Annotated in this window: 15 protein-coding genes; 6 read left to right on the forward strand and 9 right to left on the reverse strand. The window is 53.0% G+C overall.

The window, feature by feature from the left end; genetic code table 11:
* Positions 1 to 186: 186 nt before the first annotated feature.
* Positions 187 to 1584, reverse strand: coding sequence for a nitrate transporter NarK (gene narK, locus OLG56_RS12125; protein ID WP_000019849.1), 1398 nt, complete (start codon positions 1582 to 1584; stop codon positions 187 to 189).
* Positions 1585 to 1922: 338 nt separating this feature from the next.
* Between narK and narX the strand changes: the two genes are divergently transcribed.
* Together narX and narL are read left to right on the forward strand one after the other, a co-directional pair.
* A complete protein-coding gene (gene narX / locus OLG56_RS12130; RefSeq protein WP_000476244.1) occupies positions 1923 to 3719 on the forward strand; it encodes a nitrate/nitrite two-component system sensor histidine kinase NarX in 1797 nt (598 codons plus the stop codon).
* Entirely contained in the window at positions 3712 to 4362 is a 651-nt protein-coding gene (gene narL / locus OLG56_RS12135) for a two-component system response regulator NarL (RefSeq protein ID WP_001064598.1), read from the forward strand. The genes narX and narL overlap by 8 nt, the downstream gene beginning before the upstream one ends.
* On the opposite strand, the gene OLG56_RS12140 is transcribed toward narL, so the two are convergent.
* Positions 4363 to 5787, reverse strand: a complete 1425-nt coding sequence (locus OLG56_RS12140) for a YchO/YchP family invasin (protein WP_061377400.1) — start codon at positions 5785 to 5787, stop codon at positions 4363 to 4365.
* Positions 5788 to 5963: 176 nt separating this feature from the next.
* On the opposite strand from OLG56_RS12140, the gene OLG56_RS12145 reads away from it, so the two are divergent.
* Positions 5964 to 6317, forward strand: coding sequence for a DsrE/DsrF/TusD sulfur relay family protein (locus tag OLG56_RS12145; RefSeq protein ID WP_061377401.1), 354 nt, complete (start codon positions 5964 to 5966; stop codon positions 6315 to 6317).
* A gap of 79 nt (positions 6318 to 6396) precedes the next feature.
* Here the strand turns inward: OLG56_RS12145 and chaB are convergent, their stop codons facing one another.
* Positions 6397 to 6627, reverse strand: coding sequence for a putative cation transport regulator ChaB (gene chaB, locus OLG56_RS12150; RefSeq protein ID WP_061377402.1), 231 nt, complete (start codon positions 6625 to 6627; stop codon positions 6397 to 6399).
* Between the two features lie 266 nt (positions 6628 to 6893).
* Between chaB and chaA the strand changes: the two genes are divergently transcribed.
* Entirely contained in the window at positions 6894 to 7994 is a 1101-nt protein-coding gene (gene chaA / locus OLG56_RS12155; RefSeq protein ID WP_000148418.1) for a sodium-potassium/proton antiporter ChaA, read from the forward strand.
* A 53-nt stretch (positions 7995 to 8047) separates the two neighbouring features.
* Here chaA and kdsA read toward each other — a convergent pair whose 3' ends face one another.
* Genes kdsA through hemA form a run of 6 tightly spaced genes read right to left on the reverse strand, consistent with a single transcriptional unit; the run spans position 8048 to position 13351 of the window.
* Positions 8048 to 8902, reverse strand: a complete 855-nt coding sequence (gene kdsA, locus OLG56_RS12160; RefSeq protein WP_000811046.1) for a 3-deoxy-8-phosphooctulonate synthase — start codon at positions 8900 to 8902, stop codon at positions 8048 to 8050.
* 37 nt (positions 8903 to 8939) lie between these two features.
* Positions 8940 to 9749: an invasion regulator SirB1 gene (gene sirB1 / locus OLG56_RS12165; protein WP_001257067.1), complete on the reverse strand. Its 810-nt coding sequence runs from the start codon at positions 9747 to 9749 to the stop codon at positions 8940 to 8942.
* Between the two features lie 3 nt (positions 9750 to 9752).
* Entirely contained in the window at positions 9753 to 10142 is a 390-nt protein-coding gene (gene sirB2 / locus OLG56_RS12170; RefSeq protein WP_000158022.1) for an invasion regulator SirB2, read from the reverse strand.
* Positions 10139 to 10972, reverse strand: coding sequence for a peptide chain release factor N(5)-glutamine methyltransferase (gene prmC, locus OLG56_RS12175; RefSeq protein WP_000347310.1), 834 nt, complete (start codon positions 10970 to 10972; stop codon positions 10139 to 10141). The genes sirB2 and prmC overlap by 4 nt, the downstream gene beginning before the upstream one ends.
* Entirely contained in the window at positions 10972 to 12054 is a 1083-nt protein-coding gene (prfA, locus tag OLG56_RS12180) for a peptide chain release factor 1 (protein WP_000804708.1), read from the reverse strand. The genes prmC and prfA overlap by 1 nt, the downstream gene beginning before the upstream one ends.
* A gap of 40 nt (positions 12055 to 12094) precedes the next feature.
* Positions 12095 to 13351 carry a glutamyl-tRNA reductase gene (hemA, locus tag OLG56_RS12185; protein WP_000173208.1) on the reverse strand — a complete coding sequence of 419 codons (1257 nt, stop codon included), beginning with the start codon at positions 13349 to 13351 and terminating at the stop codon, positions 12095 to 12097.
* A gap of 313 nt (positions 13352 to 13664) precedes the next feature.
* Between hemA and lolB the strand changes: the two genes are divergently transcribed.
* Positions 13665 to 14288: a lipoprotein insertase outer membrane protein LolB gene (gene lolB / locus OLG56_RS12190; protein ID WP_000174484.1), complete on the forward strand. Its 624-nt coding sequence runs from the start codon at positions 13665 to 13667 to the stop codon at positions 14286 to 14288.
* The gene (gene ispE, locus OLG56_RS12195; protein WP_023205578.1) at positions 14285 to 15136 is read left to right on the forward strand and encodes a 4-(cytidine 5'-diphospho)-2-C-methyl-D-erythritol kinase; all 852 of its coding nucleotides are present in this window, start codon (positions 14285 to 14287) and stop codon (positions 15134 to 15136) included. The genes lolB and ispE overlap by 4 nt, the downstream gene beginning before the upstream one ends.
* The last annotated feature ends 51 nt before the right edge of the window (positions 15137 to 15187 follow it).

Consider the following 15187-nt stretch of genomic DNA (forward strand, 5'->3'; position numbering starts at 1 on the left):
TAAATTTACGCACGACATAAATGTTAAATTTTCAACAAGTGGGTATTAAGGGGTATCCCCGTGGATGACCGATAAAAATGTGCGTGGTCAGCCCTGTCGCGCCTCTCTTCTTGACTATAAGTATGTTGTAACTAAATGCGGGTAAAAAAAAGCGCGGTCTAACGCCGCGCAAAGGATAATCAAAAGTTACTTTTTATTTTTAGAATGACGTCCATATACCGCCCAGGTAATAACGACGCAGGCGATATAGAAAATAAGAAAGACCTTCATCGCGCCGACTGGCGAACCGGTTAATGCTAAAGATGAACCAAATGCTTTCGGAATAAAAAAGCCGCCAATCGCGCCAATCGCGGAAATAAAGCCCAGCGCCGCCGCCGTATCGGTCGCCGCTTCACGCATGGCTTTTTCTTCCGACCCGCCTTCCGCTTTTACCCGGTCCATCGTCAGTTTACGGAAGATAACGGAGATCATCTGGAAGGTAGAACCACTCCCCAACCCAGCCGTCAGGAACAACGCCAGAAATACCCCGTAGAATGCGATAAAGCTACCGCCAACGCCGCCAGTAGGTAATGTCAGGAACAGCAGACCGCTGAAAATCGCCATCAGGACAAAGTTGATAAGCGTGACGCGGGTCCCCCCCAAACGGTCAGAAATTGCGCCGCCTGCCGAACGCGCCAGCGCGCCGATAAACGGACCGAAAAACGCATAATGCAGGATCTGCACATCCGGGAATTGCGTTTTAGACAGCATAGCGAACCCCGCGGAGAAACCGATAAACGATCCGAAGGTCGCCAGATACAGCAGACTCATGATCCACAGATGACCACGTTTGAGCACCGGCAGTTGCTCTTTTAGCGAGGCCTTAGACGTCGCCAGTTCGTTCATGCCGAACCACGCCGCCAGCGTAAAAATGGCTAGGAAAGGCACCCAAATCCAGGCTGCGTTCGCCAGATAGAGCTGAGAACCGTCCGGCTGCTCTACACCGTGGCTGCCAAAGGCGGCAAAGATAGAGAGCGAAACCACCAGCGGCGCAACCAGCTGCATCACGCTCACGCCCATATTGCCCAGACCGCCGTTCAGACCCAGCGCGCCGCCCTGCTTTTGTTTAGGAAAGAAAAAGCTGATGTTCGCCATACTGGAGGCAAAGTTCGCGCCGGCAAAACCACACAGCAAGGAAATAATAATGAAAGTGCTAAATGGCGTACTGGTATCCTGAACGGCAAAGCCTAACCATACGCAAGGCACGATGAGGATACCGGTACTGAACGCTGTCCAGCGACGTCCGCCAAATAGCGGCACCATAAAGGAGTAAGGCACCCGTAGCAGCGCGCCGGAAACAGATGGCAGCGCAGTCAACATAAAGAGCTGATCGGTCGTAAAATTAAATCCCACTTTCGGCAGGTTTACCGCCACTGCGCTAAATAGCATCCAGACGCAAAACGCCAGCAGTAAACACGGGACAGAAATCCACAAATTACGGCTGGCGACACGATGGCCGCGCTGCTGCCAGAACGCCGGATCTTCCGGACGCCATTCCGTGATAACAGCGCCAGTTGCCCTTTCCGGGGCGGATGAGTGACTCATAGACACCTCTGATTCTTGATTTGATGTCTGCCACATTAGGGTTTACTGCCGAAGGTAAGTTGATATAAATCAAAGGAAAAGTCGTCATCACCGGCGACTAAAAATAGTTATTACCCTTAATGAGTAGGCTATTTTGGTAAAAAAGCTGTGGTTTTTCACCATGCTGTGTCTGCCTACTCCTTCCCGTCGCAGATACCTCTCTACGGCGGCAATTAAGGAGTAACTCGTTATAGGTATGGGTATACTCCGCTGTATCGTTGAGAATAGCGGCACAGCCGATTGACGCCCCTTTTTTGCTACGTTTTTTCGGCGACATTACCCCGAAGAAAGAAGGTAACATGTTTAAACGGTGTTTCTCTCCTCTTACGCTGGTTAACCAACTGGCGCTGATTGTCATGCTCTCTACCGCTATCGGCGTGGCGGGGATGGCGGTTTCCGGCTGGCTGGTTCAGGGCGTACAGGGTAGCGCTCATGCGATTAATAAAGCGGGCTCATTGCGTATGCAAAGCTATCGACTACTGGCCGCTGTCCCGCTGGATGCTAAAGATCAAAAGCTGCTGGATGAGATGGAGCAAACGGCATTCAGCCCTGAACTGACCCGCGCCGCTGAGCGAGACGGGCAGCAGAAGCAGCTTAAAGCGTTGCAGGATTACTGGCATAACGAACTCTCGCCAGGGCTACAGCACGCGCAAAACGCGCACGCGGTCGCAGAAGATGTCACGCGCTTTGTGGCGGGCCTGGATCGCCTGGTGACGTCGTTCGACCATACTACTGAATTGCGTATCGAACGCGTGGTATTAGTTCACCGGGTAATGGCGATCTTTATGGCGCTATTGCTGGTATTTACGATTATCTGGCTACGTGTTCGCCTTTTGCAGCCCTGGAAACAGTTATTATCAATGGCGCGCGCCGTCAGTCAGCGCGACTTTACCCAACGTGCCAATATCAGTGGACGCAATGAGATGGCCGCGTTGGGTTCTGCGCTCAATAATATGTCTGAAGAACTGGCCGAAAGTTATGCGGTACTGGAACAGCGCGTACAGGAAAAAACAGCCGGTCTGGAACATAAAAACCAGATTCTCTCGTTTTTGTGGCAAGCCAACCGCCGACTGCATTCACAGGCTCCGCTATGTGAGCGTCTTTCACCGGTACTGAATGGCCTGCAAAATTTAACCCAGTTGCATGATATTGAGCTGCGGGTCTATGACCTGGAAGATGAAGATAATCACCAGGAATTTACCTGTCAGTCGGACATCAGTTGCGATGATAAAGGCTGCCACCTTTGCCCACGTAGCGCCCTGCCGATGATTAACGGCGGCACCACCTTAAAATGGCGGCTCACCGACTCTCACACCCAATACGGTATTTTGCTGGCGACGCTGCCCTATGGACGCCATCTCAGCCACGATCAGCAACAGTTGGTGGACACGCTGGTTGAACAGCTTACCGCGACTCTGGCGCTCGACAGGCATCAGGAGCGCCAGCAGCAGTTGATTGTCATGGAAGAGCGTGCCACCATTGCCCGCGAACTGCATGATTCTATTGCCCAGTCGCTCTCTTGTATGAAGATGCAGGTGAGCTGCCTGCAAATGCAGGGCGACGTGTTACCGGAAAGCAGCCGTGAGTTACTCAGCCAAATTCGCAATGAGCTAAACTGCTCCTGGGCGCAACTGCGCGAACTGTTAACCACTTTCCGGTTACAGTTGACGGAACCCGGGCTACGTCCGGCGCTGGAAGCAAGCTGCCAGGAGTTCAGCGCCCGGTTTGGCTTTACGGTAAAACTGGATTATCAGCTTCCCCCCCGCCTGGTGCCTTCACACCAGGCGATACACCTGTTGCAAATTGCCAGGGAAGCCCTCAGCAACGCCCTTAAACACTCTCATGCCGACGATGTGGTGGTGACAGTGACGCAATGTGGCAAACAGGTCAAACTAAAAGTGCAGGATAATGGCTGCGGCGTCCCGGAAAACGCCGAACGCAGTAATCACTACGGCATGATCATCATGCGCGATCGGGCGCAAAGTTTGCGCGGCGATTGCCAGGTACGCCGACGCGAGACTGGCGGAACAGAGGTCACTGTTACTTTTATTCCAGAAACAAACTTCACAGAAACCCAGGGAGATACCCATGAATAATCAGGAACCGGCAACTATCCTGTTAATTGACGACCATCCGATGCTACGCACGGGTGTAAAGCAGCTTGTGAGTATGGCGCCCGATATCAGCGTGGTCGGAGAAGCCAGCAACGGTGAGCAGGGTATTGACCTGGCGGAATCGCTCGATCCCGATCTGATCCTCCTTGATTTGAATATGCCGGGAATGAATGGTCTCGAAACGCTGGATAAATTACGCGAAAAAGCGCTGTCAGGACGTATTGTCGTTTTCAGCGTATCCAACCATGAAGAAGATGTCGTCACGGCGCTAAAGCGCGGCGCGGACGGTTATCTGTTAAAAGACATGGAGCCGGAGGACTTGCTCAAAGCGTTACAACAGGCCGCCGCCGGCGAAATGGTATTAAGTGAAGCGTTAACGCCGGTACTGGCGGCCAGCCTGCGGGCCAACCGCGCCACCACCGATCGCGATGTAACGCAACTCACCCCGCGTGAGCGCGATATTCTGAAGCTCATCGCGCAGGGGTTACCGAATAAGATGATTGCCCGGCGTCTGGATATCACCGAAAGTACTGTCAAAGTGCACGTGAAACATATGCTCAAGAAAATGAAGCTGAAATCGCGCGTGGAGGCCGCCGTCTGGGTGCATCAGGAACGTATCTTTTAATTATTGCTCCTGGAACGGTTGCCAATGCGGATTATCGTCCGGCATCGTGATAAACGGTTCAGTCAGCGCGAGCGTGATCTCATTGGAAGAGACACGCTGACCTTTTTCATCCTCAACCACCACCGATAAACGCCAGCGATTTGCCGCGCCTTCGCGGTGATCCCAGGCCGGCATAATGATTGTCCAGCCCTCGGTACTGCGGGTGTCCGTTCCTGCCGTCAAACTTAATGCCTGTGTATCGCCCTGCCAGCTCAAATGACGAATACCGTGCACGCTGCGCACCTGCAATTTTAACGCAACCGTCTCACCAGGCGTAAGATCCCAGGGCGGCGTCGCCAGAAAAACCGTTAGCGTTTTACGCTGCCGATACTCCATTGTCGGCAGCGAGTTACGTTGCGGCGTATCATAGCGGCTACCGCGTAATGACTGGCTTTGCGCCACTTCACTGGCGGCAAGCTGCTTTTTGAGCGACATGCCGAAGCGGTAGTTAAGCGTCAGTCCCAGGTTATTCTGACTGACCCCGCTCTCGCCCTGTTTGTGCTGGGCGGTCACGGTAAGCAAAGGTACTGGCGTATAGTTGAGACCCAGTTTTAACGCGACAGGATTGTGATACCCCGTTCCGGAGTCAAACAGATCCACGCTATCGCCAAAGTACTGCTCCAGGCTAACGCTGGTATTGATATGCTGGTAAAACGGCAGCCGCATTTGCGCGTTGATATCATATCCGCGCGCCATTCGCTGTTCTAAGGTCGCCGTATGCGTCTGCCAGTCGGCAAAGGGCTGATAATAGTTGGCGGATAAACGCAAATATTCTCCCCACGCCTCCGCGCCAAAGCCGGCGCGCTGCAAATTTTCATCCAGCAGATTATCGTAAAAGGTATTATAGCCAAGAAGCCAGCCATCCTGCGCCCAGCGCTGTCCTACGCCAATGTTGCTTACCAGTCCGTCAGTCTGTTGCGTAAGACCAAGCCGGCTCCAGGTCAGATAGCGCTGTTTATCCTGTAAAGGGATAAACCAGTTTCCGCGACTGCCGTTAAAATGACCTTCGTTATCGACGTTAATATCCACGCTGGCGCTGCCCCAGGCTGATAGCCAGCTTTCAAGCTGCTGGTTAACCTGCTCGCTGACCACATCGCGTACCTGTCCGAAAGCGAATTGCCGCGCCTGTTCACCAGTATCCAGATCGTTATTTTTCATGCTGGCTTCGCCAAACGCTTTGGCCATCTCGGCAAAATGCTTTTCCCCTTCGTGGGATTCCGGCATCATGCCTAAATCCGGCAGACGGTTTTGATCGAAAGGATCTTGCGCCTGCGCACAGATCGTACCGCTGGCAGTCAGCAAGAGAAGCGAGAGTGAGAATGAACGAAAAACAATACGGCTCAACGTGTCGGCAACTTCTACAACAAAAGATAAGAGGAATGGCATCAGAGTAAACCATAACGTGTCCGGACAGGTTTTGCAGCCTTTTCTCGTGCTTCCAGGAATATCCTTATTTTTTCCGCAGAGCGTCCCGGGATTTTATCCACGCATTTGGCGGCACCCGGTTCCCGAGGTAACATAACGCCATTGCCGACAAAATTTCTCGAGGAGAAGGGTTATCCATGCAAAATATCGTCATTATCGCTAACGGCGCCGCCTACGGCAGCGAATCATTATTTAATAGCCTGCGTCTGGCCATTGCGCTGCGCGAGCAGGAAAGCCATCTCGATTTACGCCTGTTTTTGATGTCAGATGCCGTAACCGCAGGGTTACGCGGTCAAAAACCAGCCGAAGGCTACAATATTCAGCAAATGCTGGAAATTCTGACCGCGCAAAACGTACCGGTAAAATTATGCAAAACCTGTGCGGACGGACGTGGTATCACTCCCCTGCCGCTGATTGACGGTGTGGAAATCGGAACGCTGGTCGAGCTGGCGCAATGGACGCTGGCGGCGAACAAAGTGCTGACATTTTGAATCTGTACGCGGGAAAAGCTCCCGCGTCAGGATAGACTTCCGGCAAGAAAATCAGGCTAACGCGTGAGTAATACCGCGTTTATTTTTTCTTATGCCATTTATCATCCTCGCCTTTTTCATAATCGTTTTTAACCGCCGCCCAGGCGACTTTGTGTGCGGTTTTCTCGCGACTGGCGTCATCACGACGATCGGCTTTATCTTTATATTGCTCCCAGGCGCTATTAAACGCTTCTTTGTAAATGTCCTGGGCATGGGCTGGAAGAACATTCCGTACATTATCGGGTAAATCACTTTTGGCTTTATACGGCATCAGCACCTCCGTCTTCAGGGAAAACATTAAGTGTGGTAAACAATGCGTTATTACGCCAGTCGAGGAGGATTTTTGCTTTTTACGGAAATTAACTTTTTGTTATTTAAACACTGTTAAAACAAGATGCTTGTTTTACTGACCTTGAAAGAAAAAAATCGTCTACGCCGTAAAACTACGTAAAAAACCACTAAAAAAATACAAATTTCTGCTATTTTTACCTTCTTTACTCTTTCCAAAATATTAACACCTGCACAAGGGAGACCCTCATGACACATGCCTGTGAGGCGGTGAAAACCCGCCATAAGGAGACTTCGCTTATTTTCCCGGTTCTTGCGCTGGTAGTGCTGTTCCTTTGGGGAAGCAGCCAGTCACTACCAGTGGTTATTGGCATCAATATCCTTGCACTTATTGGTATTTTAAGCAGCGCATTTAGCGTGGTCCGTCATGCCGATGTATTAGCGCACCGACTCGGCGAACCCTACGGATCGCTTATTTTAAGCCTGTCCGTCGTTATTCTTGAAGTGAGTTTAATTTCAGCGCTGATGGCCACCGGCGATGCTGCGCCAACGCTTATGCGTGATACGCTCTACTCTATTATTATGATTGTCACCGGGGGACTGGTCGGTTTCTCGTTGTTGTTGGGCGGGCGTAAATTCGCAACGCAATATATGAATTTATTCGGGATTAAGCAGTATCTTATCGCGCTGTTTCCGCTGGCGATTATTGTGCTGGTTTTTCCAATGGCATTGCCACAAGCCAATTTCTCTACCGGTCAGGCATTATTGGTCGCGTTAATTTCTGCCGCGATGTACGGCGTATTTTTGTTGATTCAAACCAAAACGCACCAGAGCTTATTTATCTATGAACATGAAGATGAAGGCGATGATGACAATCCACACCACGGTAAACCCTCCGCGCACAGTAGCGGCTGGCATACGGTCTGGTTACTCATTCATTTAATTGCGGTCATTGCCGTTACCAAAATGAATGCCAGCCCGCTGGAGGCGTTGCTGACCAGCATGAACGCGCCGGTCGCCTTTACCGGTTTCCTGGTCGCGCTGTTAATTCTCTCGCCGGAAGGACTGGGCGCGCTGAAGGCGGTACTGAATAATCAGGTTCAACGGGCAATGAATCTGTTCTTCGGATCGGTGTTGGCGACGATTTCATTAACCGTGCCGGTCGTCACGCTCATCGCCTGGGCGACAGGTAATGATCTGGTGTTTGGTTTAGGCGCGCCGGAAATGGTAGTGATGGTAGCCTCGTTAGTGCTGTGCCATATTTCGTTCTCTACCGGACGCACCAACGTGCTAAACGGCGCGGCGCATCTGGCTTTATTTGCCGCCTATCTGATGACGATTTTTGCCTGATATAAAAAAGCCGGATAGTATCTTATCCGGCCTACACAAGCTAAAAACCGCAATCAGTTCTCGGTATCCAGCTCGTCGAAGCTTTTCACCAAATCATCAATCGCTTTTATCTGGGTCAGGAACTGCTCCAGTTTCGCCAGCGGCAGCGCGGAAGGACCGTCGCACTTCGCGTTAGCCGGGTCCGGATGCGACTCCAGGAACAGGCCCGCCAGACCGACAGCCATACCGGCGCGCGCCAGCTCGGTCACCTGACCACGACGACCGCCAGAGGCGGCGCCAAATGGGTCGCGGCATTGCAGCGCATGGGTAACGTCGAAAATCACCGGCGAGTTGCCGGAGACCTTTTTCATCACGCTAAAGCCCAGCATATCCACCACCAGGTTGTCATAACCGAAGTTCGCGCCGCGGTCGCACAGAATCACCTTATCGTTACCGCCCTCATGGAACTTATCCACGATATTGCCCATCTGACCCGGGCTTACGAACTGCGGCTTTTTCACGTTAATCACAGCGCCGGTTTTCGCCATCGCTTCCACCAGGTCGGTCTGGCGCGCCAGAAACGCCGGGAGCTGAATCACGTCAACCACATCAGCCACAGGCTGCGCCTGGCTGGCTTCATGGACGTCAGTGATCACTTTTACGCCAAATGTCTGTTTGAGTTCCTGGAAGATTTTCATCCCTTCTTCCAGACCCGGCCCACGGTAAGAGTGAATAGAGGAACGGTTGGCTTTATCAAAAGAGGCCTTGAACACGTAAGGAATACCCAGCTTCTGGGTAACGGTTACGTAGTGCTCACAAATGCGCATTGCCAGATCGCGAGACTCCAGCACGTTCATACCGCCAAACAGCACAAACGGCAGGTCATTTGCCACCTTAATGTCGCCAATGTTAACCACTTTTTGTTTCATAGGATCGCCTTACACTTATAGGTAAAATGTCGGTTAATTAATGTAGAACAATTTGCTTGTGCGCAATGGTGTTGATCTGCGCACGAATCATTTCGCTGATCGGGTCTTCCGGACACTGTTCAACGAAGTAGCTTAAATCAGTCAGCGCAACGTGTTCACACTCAAGCTGCGCGTAGATCAACCCGCGGTCACGGATTTCGTAAGGATCTTCCGGGTTAAATTGCAACAATGCTTCGCTAACGCGCAGCGCCAGCTCCATTTGCCGTTCCTCCATCAGCGAGGATTTCAGCGTATCCAGTAGCTTACGAATCACTTCGGCGTTATCCGCCTCGTCCAAATCTTCGTTAAACAACTCGGCGACCGGACTAATATTGCCTTTTAACCAGACTTCCAGAGTATGTTCATCAAGCGTTTCACCGTTGAACGGGTTAATCAGCCACATTTCCCCTTCCTGCGATTCAATACGCAAAATCAACTGCGTTGGGAAGATAACGGGCACCAACGGCAAATCAAGACGGTTTGCTATCCATAATAAAATAGCGCCCAACGATACCGCGCTACCCTGGCGTTTTTTCAGGACTTTATCGAGCCATAAAGCATCAGAAAGACGGTAGACGCCACGGGAATCCGTGAACCCCCACTCGCCGTAAAAAAGTGCCAGCAATTTTTCCAGTTGCTCATCCTGAGACAGGAGCTGGCTAATTTCTTCCTGCGCCAGACTGACCAGACGTTCCAGTTCGTCGTAGACAAACTGCGTGGGAAAATCCAGGCGAATCATCTCTGATGCCAGGATCATGCCATCACACAGCGGCGCATTGTTAAATTCGAAATCAGCTAACGACCTCATGACTTACCCCAGTAACGGTATTTTTGTGGTGGCGAGTTTAATGATGATGTACAGCACCACCAGCGCCAGCGGAAAAGCGATAAAACGCGCCTGCTGGCTGCGCGCCTGACGATAATCAAGCGCAATAAAACCCAAAACGATGTAGATGATAACGCCAAACAGTTTTTCAGTCAGCCATGAGCCCGACTCCGTGAATGGCAGGATGTGCGTTTTAACGATTAACCCAATACCGCTAAGCAGTAACAGGGTATCTATGACGGGAGGCACGATTCGTGTCCAGCGCGCGGCGGCCAACGCATGGCCGCAATAGCGCCACCAGTAACGAGCGACAAACAAACTGACGGAAAGCGCAACACAGATAAGATGAAGCGTGAGCAACATTACAATTGTCATGGCGTAAAACGTCCGCAGGTCACGCGTTCATTACCACCATAATCACGACACGTTTCTACATCCGAGTAACCAGACCGCCTGAAAACCGCTCTTACCGCTTCGCCTTGCTGCCAACCGTGTTCCAGCAGCAGGAAGCCGCCGGGCGTTAACATCTGGCGAGCGTTATCGATAATATGCGTAAGATCCGCCATACCGTTTTCGTCCGCTACCAACGCCGAGCGCGGTTCAAAGCGTACATCGCCTTCGCTAAGGTGCGGGTCCTGCGCATCAATGTAGGGCGGATTGCTGACAATCATGTCGAACTGCTGCCCCGATAGCGCGCTGAACCAACAACTTTGCAGTATACGCACATTCCGGATAGCCAAATGTTCCGCGTTGCGTATCGCCAGCGCAACCGCATCAGGCATACGATCGACCGCAGTCACCTCACAATCCGGTCGCTCGCAGGCCAGCGCCAGCGCAATCGCGCCAGTTCCGGTGCCTAAATCCAGAATACGACAGGTTTTGACCGGCAATCGCGCCAACGCCTGTTCCACCAGACATTCGGTATCCGGGCGCGGGATTAGCGTGGCGGGAGAAACGAAGAGCGGCAGCGACCAGAATTCGCGTAAGCCCGTCAGGTACGCAATGGGTTCGCCCTGTTTACGCCGCTGCAGCAGATCCGCGAGCTGTTGTTGCTGGACGTCAGTAAGCGGCGTTTCGCCAAAGGCCATGATATACGTCCGCCCCTTGCCCGTAACGTACTCAAGCAGGATCTCGGCGTCGCGCCGGGGGCTGTCGCTGTCCCGGAGCTGGTTTACCGCCTCATGCAGCCAGTGCTGAAAATCCATTATTCCTGCTCGGACAACGCGGCTAACAGGTCAGCCTGATGTTCCTGAACAATCGGCTCAATCAGCATATCCAACTTACCTTCCATCGTTTCATCAAGGCGATATAACGTCAGATTAATACGATGATCGGTCACGCGCCCCTGCGGGAAATTATAGGTCCGGTTACGATCGCTGCGATCGCCGCTGCCAAGCAGGTTGCGGCGCGTTGACGCCTCGGCCTGCTGGCGTTTTGCCGTTTCGGCGGCGTGAATACGCGCCCCGAGCACCGAGAGCGCTTTCGCTTTGTTTTTATGCTGCGAACGCTCGTCCTGGCATTCCACCACGATGCCGGTCGGCAAGTGGGTAATACGGATAGCGGAGTCGGTGGTGTTAACGTGCTGACCGCCCGCGCCGGAAGAACGAAACGTATCAATGCGCAGATCCGCCGGGTTAATATCCGGCAGCTCGGCTTCCGGCAGCTCCGGCATCACGGCGACGGTACAGGCGGAGGTATGGATACGCCCCTGCGACTCGGTCGCCGGAACACGCTGTACGCGGTGTCCGCCGGACTCAAATTTCAGTCGGCCATACACGCCGTCGCCGCTGATTTTGGCGATGATCTCTTTATAACCGCCATGCTCGCCTTCGCTCATGCTCATGATCTCCACGCGCCAGCGGCGCGATTCGGCATAACGGCTGTACATGCGGAACAGATCGCCGGCAAACAGCGCGGCTTCATCGCCGCCGGTGCCGGCGCGAACCTCAAGGAACGCGTTTCGTTCATCGTCCGGATCTTTCGGCAGCAGCAGTACCTGTAACTGTTGCTCCAGTTGTTCGCTTTTTTCTTTCGCTTCGCGCAGTTCTTCCTGCGCCATTTCTCGCATTTCAGGATCGTCGAGCATCATCTGAGCCGTCTCGATATCGTCCTGAACCTGTTGCCAGTCCGTAAAACAGCGAGAAACGTCGCTTAATTGCGCATATTCGCGCGACAATGCGCGAAAGCGGTCCTGGTCGGCGATAATTCCCGCATCGCCCAGCAACGCCTGAACTTCCTCATGGCGTTCGTGCAGGGCTTCCAGTTTGGCAACGATAGAAGGCTTCATAGGCGTAAATTCACCCTGTAAAAAAGTGTGGTGTGTGCTGCTACTCCAGCCCGAGGCTGTCGCGCAGAATATTCAGGCGTTCGTCATCCCCGTCACGGGCAGCCTGTTGAAGTGATTTCGTTGGCGCATGAATCAGGCGGTTGGTCAGTTTCCATGCCAGATCCTGCAAGATGGCTTGCGCATCGCCGCCCTGTTGAAGGGCCGACAGCGCTTTGGTAGTCAGTTCGTCACGAATCTGCTCCGACTGACTACGGTATTCCCGAATGGTCTCGCTGGCCCCCTGGGCGCGTAGCCAGGCCATAAACTCGCTGGCTTCCTGCTCAACAATCGTTTCCGCTTCCACCGCCGCAGCCTGACGCTGCGCCAGATTGTGCGAAATGATGCTCTGTAAATCATCGACGCTATAAAGATAAGCGTTCGCCAGTTTGCCGACTTCCGGCTCAACGTCGCGCGGTACGGCGATATCCACCAGCAGCATCGGCTGGTTGCGACGGCTTTTTAATGCGCGCTCCACCATGCCTTTACCGATAATCGGCAGCGGGCTAGCGGTCGAACTGATGATAATATCGGCATCCTGCAAACGGGCGTCGATATCGCTGAGCGAGATAACCTCAGCGCCTACTTCATCCGCCAGGGCTTGCGCGCGCTCGCGGGTTCGGTTGGCGATAATCATCTTTTGTACTTTATGCTCGCGCAGGTGACGCGCCACCAGTTCAATAGTTTCGCCCGCGCCAACTAACAGTACAGTGACCGTCGAGAGCGATTCAAAGATTTGGCGGGCGAGCGTACAGGCGGCAAACGCGACGGAGACGGCGCTGGCGCCGATATCGGTTTCAGTCCGCACTCGCTTGGCGACGGAAAAAGACTTCTGAAACATTCGCTCCAGCGCGCTGGCGTTAAGGTGGCCTTTTTGCGAATCCGCAAACGCTTTTTTCACCTGACCGAGGATTTGCGGTTCGCCCAGCACCAGTGAATCCAGACCGCTGGCGACGCGCATCAGGTGGCTGACGGCGTCATTGTCCTGATGCCAGTACAGACTGTTGCGCAGATCGTCCTCGTTCAGGTTATGGTAATCACATAACCAGCGGATCAACGCTTCTTGCAGGTTATCCTGCTCTTCCACGCTCAAATACAGCTCTGTACGGTTACAGGTTGACAGCACGACCCCGCCCTGCACCATTGGCTGCGCAAGCAGGCTGTCCAGCGCCTGATCAAGCGTGTCCGGCGAAAACGTTACGCGTTCTCGCAGCGATACAGGTGCCGTTTTATGGTTAATACCGAGCGCTAAAAGGGTCATGTCTGCGGGAGTAGTACCAGCGTTGATATGGTTAGTCTGCTTGCATCATACAGGATGCGCGTGGTCAATAAAAGAGAGAGCCCCCTTTTGGAGTAATTGGCAGCGCTCGCTAATTTGATGATTTAAGACAACTTGAAAGTAGACGATGTCACCAGGCGGCGCTAGCATTAAAGGCTATAACTGTAACCGATAGCAAAAATTTGCCGAATCGCGGCGCGAACGTTTTTATAGCCTGCAGGTTCAGTTTTCAGGCCTGATAAGCGTAACGCCATCAGGCAATTATTGCACCGTATCACAAGGATTCGTCATCACTATGACCCTGCCCGATTTTCGCCTGATTCGTCTACTGCCGTTAGCAAGCCTGGTTCTCACCGCCTGTACGCTTCCTGGGCATAAAGGCCCGGGCAAGAGCCCGGATTCCCCTCAGTGGCGCCAGCATCAGCAAGAGGTGCGTCATCTGAATCAATACCAGACGCGCGGCGCCTTTGCTTACATCTCAGATGATCAGAAAGTCTATGCGCGCTTCTTCTGGCAACAGACCGGACAGGATCGCTACCGCCTGCTGCTTACCAACCCGCTGGGCAGCACCGAGCTGGAGCTTAACGCCCAGCCGGGCAACGTCCAGTTGGTGGATAACAAAGGCCAGCGTTATACCGCCGATGACGCCGAAGAGATGATCGGCAAACTCACCGGGATGCCGATTCCGTTAAACAGCCTGCGGCAGTGGATCCTCGGCCTGCCTGGCGATGCCACCGACTACAAACTGGACGACCAGTACCGCCTGAGCGAAGTGAACTATCGCCAGGATGGTAAAAACTGGAAAGTGGTTTACGGTGGCTATGACAGCAAAACGCAGCCTGCCATGCCTGCCAATATGGAGCTTTCAGACGGCAGTCAGCGCATTAAGCTGAAAATGGATAACTGGATTGTGAAATGATGACCCATTGGCCTTCTCCGGCAAAATTAAATCTGTTTTTATATATCACCGGACAGCGAGCAGACGGCTACCACACGCTGCAGACGCTGTTTCAGTTTCTGGATTATGGCGACACACTCCACATCGAACCGCGTCACGATGGCGAAATCCATTTATTAACGCCGGTTAACGGCGTTGAAAATGAAGACAATCTGATCGTCCGCGCCGCTCGGCTGTTGATGAAAGTCGCCTCGGAGAGTGAGCGCCTGCCCGCCGGAAGCGGTGCGGATATCAGCATTGAGAAGCGCCTTCCCATGGGCGGCGGTCTGGGCGGCGGCTCATCTAACGCCGCGACCGTTCTGGTGGCGCTCAATCATCTTTGGCAATGCGGGCTTTCCATTGATGAACTGGCGACGCTCGGCCTGACGCTCGGCGCCGACGTCCCGGTCTTTGTTCGTGGCCACGCCGCGTTTGCCGAAGGCGTAGGCGAAATATTAACGCCGGTGAATCCGCCGGAAAAATGGTATCTGGTCGCGCACCCTGGCGTAAGCATTCCCACACCGGTTATCTTTAAAGATCCTCAATTGCCGCGTAATACGCCAAAAAGGTCAATAGATACGTTACTAAAATGTGAATTCAGCAATGATTGCGAGGTTATCGCAAGAAAACGTTTTCGCGAGGTTGATGCGGCGCTTTCCTGGCTGTTAGAATACGCGCCGTCGCGCCTGACTGGGACAGGGGCCTGTGTCTTTGCTGAATTCGATACAGAGTCTTGTGCTCGCCAGGTGCTTGAGCAAGCCCCGGAATGGCTCAATGCTTTTGTGGCGAAGGGTGTCAACCTCTCCCCATTGCATCGAGAGTTACTCTAACGCATTCGGGTTTCAGGAAGATGGCGAAATGACGAGTCGCCGGTCATATAT

This window comes from Salmonella sp. 2018103 (assembly GCF_026247685.1).
In the GTDB taxonomy this organism is placed as follows: Bacteria; Pseudomonadota; Gammaproteobacteria; order Enterobacterales; family Enterobacteriaceae; genus Salmonella; species Salmonella enterica.

Bases quoted from the DNA above. Each gene is read 5' to 3' on its own strand.
- sirB1 (WP_001257067.1), bottom strand. From the start codon at position 9,749: ATGAGGTCGTTAGCTGATTTCGAATTTAACAATGCGCCGCTGTGTGAT.
- prmC (WP_000347310.1), bottom strand. From the start codon at position 10,972: ATGGATTTTCAGCACTGGCTGCATGAGGCGGTAAACCAGCTCCGGGAC.
- narK (WP_000019849.1), bottom strand. From the start codon at position 1,584: ATGAGTCACTCATCCGCCCCGGAAAGGGCAACTGGCGCTGTTATCACG.
- narX (WP_000476244.1), top strand. From the start codon at position 1,923: ATGTTTAAACGGTGTTTCTCTCCTCTTACGCTGGTTAACCAACTGGCG.
- chaB (WP_061377402.1), bottom strand. From the start codon at position 6,627: ATGCCGTATAAAGCCAAAAGTGATTTACCCGATAATGTACGGAATGTT.
- kdsA (WP_000811046.1), bottom strand. From the start codon at position 8,902: ATGAAACAAAAAGTGGTTAACATTGGCGACATTAAGGTGGCAAATGAC.
- narL (WP_001064598.1), top strand. From the start codon at position 3,712: ATGAATAATCAGGAACCGGCAACTATCCTGTTAATTGACGACCATCCG.
- ispE (WP_023205578.1), top strand. From the start codon at position 14,285: ATGATGACCCATTGGCCTTCTCCGGCAAAATTAAATCTGTTTTTATAT.
- OLG56_RS12140 (WP_061377400.1), bottom strand. From the start codon at position 5,787: ATGCCATTCCTCTTATCTTTTGTTGTAGAAGTTGCCGACACGTTGAGC.
- prfA (WP_000804708.1), bottom strand. From the start codon at position 12,054: ATGAAGCCTTCTATCGTTGCCAAACTGGAAGCCCTGCACGAACGCCAT.
- sirB2 (WP_000158022.1), bottom strand. From the start codon at position 10,142: ATGACAATTGTAATGTTGCTCACGCTTCATCTTATCTGTGTTGCGCTT.
- chaA (WP_000148418.1), top strand. From the start codon at position 6,894: ATGACACATGCCTGTGAGGCGGTGAAAACCCGCCATAAGGAGACTTCG.
- OLG56_RS12145 (WP_061377401.1), top strand. From the start codon at position 5,964: ATGCAAAATATCGTCATTATCGCTAACGGCGCCGCCTACGGCAGCGAA.
- lolB (WP_000174484.1), top strand. From the start codon at position 13,665: ATGACCCTGCCCGATTTTCGCCTGATTCGTCTACTGCCGTTAGCAAGC.
- hemA (WP_000173208.1), bottom strand. From the start codon at position 13,351: ATGACCCTTTTAGCGCTCGGTATTAACCATAAAACGGCACCTGTATCG.